Origin of the sequence: Candidatus Magnetobacterium casense, from assembly GCF_019173545.1 — a bacterium.
Classification (GTDB): Bacteria; Nitrospirota; Thermodesulfovibrionia; order Thermodesulfovibrionales; family Magnetobacteriaceae; genus Magnetobacterium; species Magnetobacterium cryptolimnobacter.
On the sequence record NZ_JABXWD010000305.1, the window covers coordinates 1 to 4079 of the forward strand.

2 protein-coding genes are annotated in these 4079 nt (G+C 50.5%); both read right to left on the bottom strand.

Going from position 1 to position 4079, the window contains the following annotated elements; translation table 11 throughout:
- Window positions 1-362: 362 nt before the first annotated feature.
- Window positions 363-1733, bottom strand: a complete 1371-nt coding sequence (locus tag HWQ67_RS13765) for a sensor histidine kinase (RefSeq protein ID WP_218253264.1) — start codon at window positions 1731-1733, stop codon at window positions 363-365.
- The gene (locus tag HWQ67_RS13770; protein ID WP_218253265.1) at window positions 1715-3745 is read right to left on the bottom strand and encodes an ATP-binding protein; all 2031 of its coding nucleotides are present in this window, start codon (window positions 3743-3745) and stop codon (window positions 1715-1717) included. Before HWQ67_RS13770 ends, HWQ67_RS13765 begins: the two co-directional genes overlap by 19 nt.
- Window positions 3746-4079: the final 334 nt, after the last annotated feature.

Genomic DNA, 4079 nt, shown 5'->3' on the forward strand with positions numbered 1-4079 from the left:
GTCGTTTTGTGATTCTGCCAGATTGGCATGTTCCCAATTTAGCTTCACGGATTCTGCCGTTATGTCAAAAGCGTCTCAGCACCCGACGTACAACTATCTCACGTAGATCAATCGCTGTGATACCATTGTACTCTGTATACATGATACAATCATAATATTATAGCAAATTTCGATTGGATTAAATACAGAATATGCGGCATTTTGACGGGGTCAAGGGGGCAGCGACCCCCGGCTCAGTAGGGGACTGGTCCCCTTGCGGGGGGGGCTCAAGGGGGCCAGGAGCGTCCTGGAGTGACAAAGAAGCGGCTCCGCCCCTTTCTTTCCTTTTTCTTAGGGGGGTGAACTATTACCGTAATCCTAGTTCAGACAATCCCTATTTTTCTATAATCTGACATTGTCAAATTACCCATACATTTTTTTTCTGTGGGGAGTTCTATTGAGAATGTTGTTCCGTGTCCTCTGTGTGAGCTAACCGTAATCTCTCCGCCGTGCTCCTGAACGATCTTCTTTGTAATGGGCAGGCCAAGTCCGTTGCCGTTGAGGTACTTGGTAGAATAAAACATGGTAAAGATATTTTCCATGTCCGCCTCCCTGATACCACAACCATTGTCGCTGACCTCTATGGCAGCAAAACCGGTCTCCCGGCAGTGGGTTCGGATAACCACCCTGGCCCTGTCGTTGTCTGCATATTTCTTGTCCCTGCAGGCATCTGTTGCATTAGAGACGAGGTTCATCAGGGCAGTATGGAGGGCCTTGTAGTCGAAGGAAAACACCGGCAGGGTATCGTCCAGTTCGGCGATGACCTCTACCTCCGGTGGCACTGAGCCGGCCTGAAACGATTGGAAGGGCGTTGTGATATCCCTTATCAGGTCATTGACGGAGCCCGGGTGCAGTTGCAGCTTACCGGTGCGTGAGACGTTGAGCAGGTCTGCAGTCAGAGTCTCCATGCGCGCGATGCCAAGCTCGGTGACACCCCAGCCCTCTTTCAGCAGCTCGATGTTGTTGTCGGCCAGGGCCACATTGATGATATACTTGCCCCCCTGGAGGGCGTTGAGGATGTTTTTAGTGCCGTGGATTATCTGGGCAATGGCAAGGCCAATGGCGGCCTGACGCTCTTTTTCGATCACCGTCTTTTCGGCCTTTATGCGTCTTTCCATCTCCGCCTTAAGCGCAACGTTTGTTTCCTCCAATTGCCGGATGTCGCAATAGGAACGCAGACATGTAATAATGGCCGTATAAAACCTCTGTATCGTCAGATCACTCTTGTCCAGGAAACCATTGATATCGTAGTCCACGATCACGGATTTTTCGGGGGCTATGCCCGGTTGCCCTGTCCTGATCAATATCCGAACGTGTTTGTTATCTAACTCCTGACGTATATACCGCACCAGAGACAGGCCAGCCTGCTCGCTTTCCATCACCACATCAAGGATTATGATGGCCACATTGGCGTTGTCCTTAATCACCTGCCTGGCCTCCTTTGCCGAAAAGGCCGATACAAAATGTAACCGCCTCTCCTGAAAGACAAAGTCAACCAGCGTGGCCCTCGTGGCCCTGTGTACCTCCGGTTCGTCGTCAACGATTATCACCTTCCAGGAGGAAGCGTCCGCACCAGCCTGTGCATCGATCTGTAATTGCGAGGGGGTGTCTTCCTCAAAAAAGAGGTAAGGTTCCGAGTCCTCAGGTATATACTCCGGCATATCCCACAGGCAATTTATTGGTTCGTTGTGCATGGCAACTCCCTGGGTATGGAGATCGTAAAGTTTGTTCCTGACTTCTCAGCACTCTGACAATGGATGTCCCCTTGCAGGGTTTGATGTACGATGTTATACACTATATGCAGGCCGAGGCCGGTGTTGCCTGCCTGACGATTTGTCGTGAAAAAGGGGTCAAATATCTTGCCCATGATCGCCTCCGGTATGCCCTTGCCATTGTCGCTGACTGTTACAACGATGTTGCTTTGCTTCTGCACTGCCGAAATATCTATGATGCCGCCGTCCTTTCTTTCAAAGGCGTGTGTGAGGCAATTCATGATCAGGTTTGTGATTACCTGGGCAAAGGCCCCCGGATAGCTATCTATCTCTATCCCCGGGGTGCAGTTCATCGTGATACGGTGTGAGGTCTTTTTTATCATCGGCTTGAGCCCCAGCATGATGTCCTCTATGTAGCCTCTGAGGTCAAAGCGTCGGCGTTGTTGACTTGTCTGGTCGCCCGAGACCATCTTGAAGCTCTTGATCATGTCGGAGGAGCGGAGGAGGTTTTTCAGGATTATGTCGCTGTCCTCTCTGACGACCTCTATGTATCTCTGTAGTGCCCCCTTTGTCATCTTGTTGTCCTGAAATAGTGTTAAAATATCCTGTGTCTTTTCTTGCAGGTGCGAGGCGGATAAGACGGCATTACCAATGGGGGTGTTTATCTCATGTGCAACCCCGGAGACCAGTTGACCGAGGGCCGCCATCTTTTCGGCCTGTGCCTTCTTTCTCTCAAACATGTCGTTAAAGACAACCACGGCCCCGGAGAGGTTGCCATGCTCATTAACGATCGGTGTTGCCACGTACTCTACCGGAAAGCTCGTGGCATCCTTTCGCCAGAAGACCTCGTCCTCGACGCGATAGACGTTGCCTTCCTTAAACGCCTTGTATATCAGGCAGTCCTGATCGGCATGGCCTGTGTTGCCGGAGTTGGAGTTGTGCTTGATGCAGTGATAGGGCTTGCCTAACAGCTCTTGTAGCTGCCAGCCGAGCATCTTAGCAGCCGCGGGGTTTACAAAGGTTATCTGTCCGTTGATATCCAGGCCGTATATGCCCTCTCCGGCAGAGTTGAGGATCAGCTCATTCTGACGTTTTACACGTTCCAGTTCTTCCTCGGCGCCCCGGCGTGCTATGATGCCGGCAAGGGTGTTGGAGACCGCCATCAGGAACTCCTCTTCCATGGGGCTTCTGACGTGGCCCTCCTTGAGGTACAGGTTGAGCACTCCAAGGAGCTTGTTGGTAAATATGATGGGCACGCAGAAATGCCCATGCGGCATCATGCCATCAAACCTGATGTCGTGTCGATCGTCAATGCTGTTGGCAAAAACGATCTCACCGGTGGCTGCCGATTTGCCGCAGAGGCACTTGCCAAAGGGAACGTTCTTGCAGAGGCTCAACAAGTGCTCGGAAAGCCCCCTCTGTACCCGCATCTCAAGGACGTCTTCACGCTGCCCCAGTAGAAAAATGGCACCCTTGGACTCAAACTCCAACCACGGGATAGTTATGATCGTATCCAGCACCATTCCCATCTGCTCGGTCAGCGATATGGGTTCCAGCGAAATACGGACTATCGCATTTAACACGTTCTGTATATGATAGTGAAGCGTAAGTATCTTCTCTGCCTTGCTGTTGTACAGGGCTATTTTTATGGCCGCATATAGTTCGCTCTCCTGGAAGGGCTTTAATATATAGGCGAAGGGGTTTGTCTTCTCCACCCGTTCGATTATGTCCTTATCGAGGTAGGCCGTCAGATATATCACCGGGATGTTGAGGTCGGCCTTTATCTGCCGTGCCGTTTCCACGCCATCGAGCTTGCCACCGAGGTTGATATCCATCAAGATCAGGTCCGGCAACATCTCTCCGGCCTGTATCACGGCATCCTCACCCGAATAGGCCATTCCGACCACATCATACCCCCAGCCCTGGAGTAATCGCTGCAATCCCGTTATCAGTATTGCATCGTCATCTACAAGTAATATGCGCTCTTTTTCCATATATTTAATCGCCTGCTTTATAGTATCACAATTCTACACTTTACCACAACAACCAATATTTTTTTAAGTTCATACGTATTGACAGCGATATGGAGATATGTTATCGTTAAAGCGTAAAATCATCAAAAATGACACCAGGAGGAATAAATATGATCAGGGCTTACCGAAGTGTATTGGGTTACACAATACCTTCGCCATTAAGCAACTTTAGATAGCCTGTTAATGCTATACTGATCGGATTCGAGTTTTTTCGGGTATCAAAATTGCCTGAATAGAAGAAAGAAAGGGGCGGCTCCGCCCCCCTTCAGAACCCCCTGCAAGGGGGCCAGCCCCC

What these genes read in the sequence shown, in the direction of transcription:
- HWQ67_RS13765 (WP_218253264.1), bottom strand. Translation starts at nt 1,733, where the DNA reads ATGCACAACGAACCAATAAATTGCCTGTGGGATATGCCGGAGTATATA.
- HWQ67_RS13770 (WP_218253265.1), bottom strand. Translation starts at nt 3,745, where the DNA reads ATGGAAAAAGAGCGCATATTACTTGTAGATGACGATGCAATACTGATA.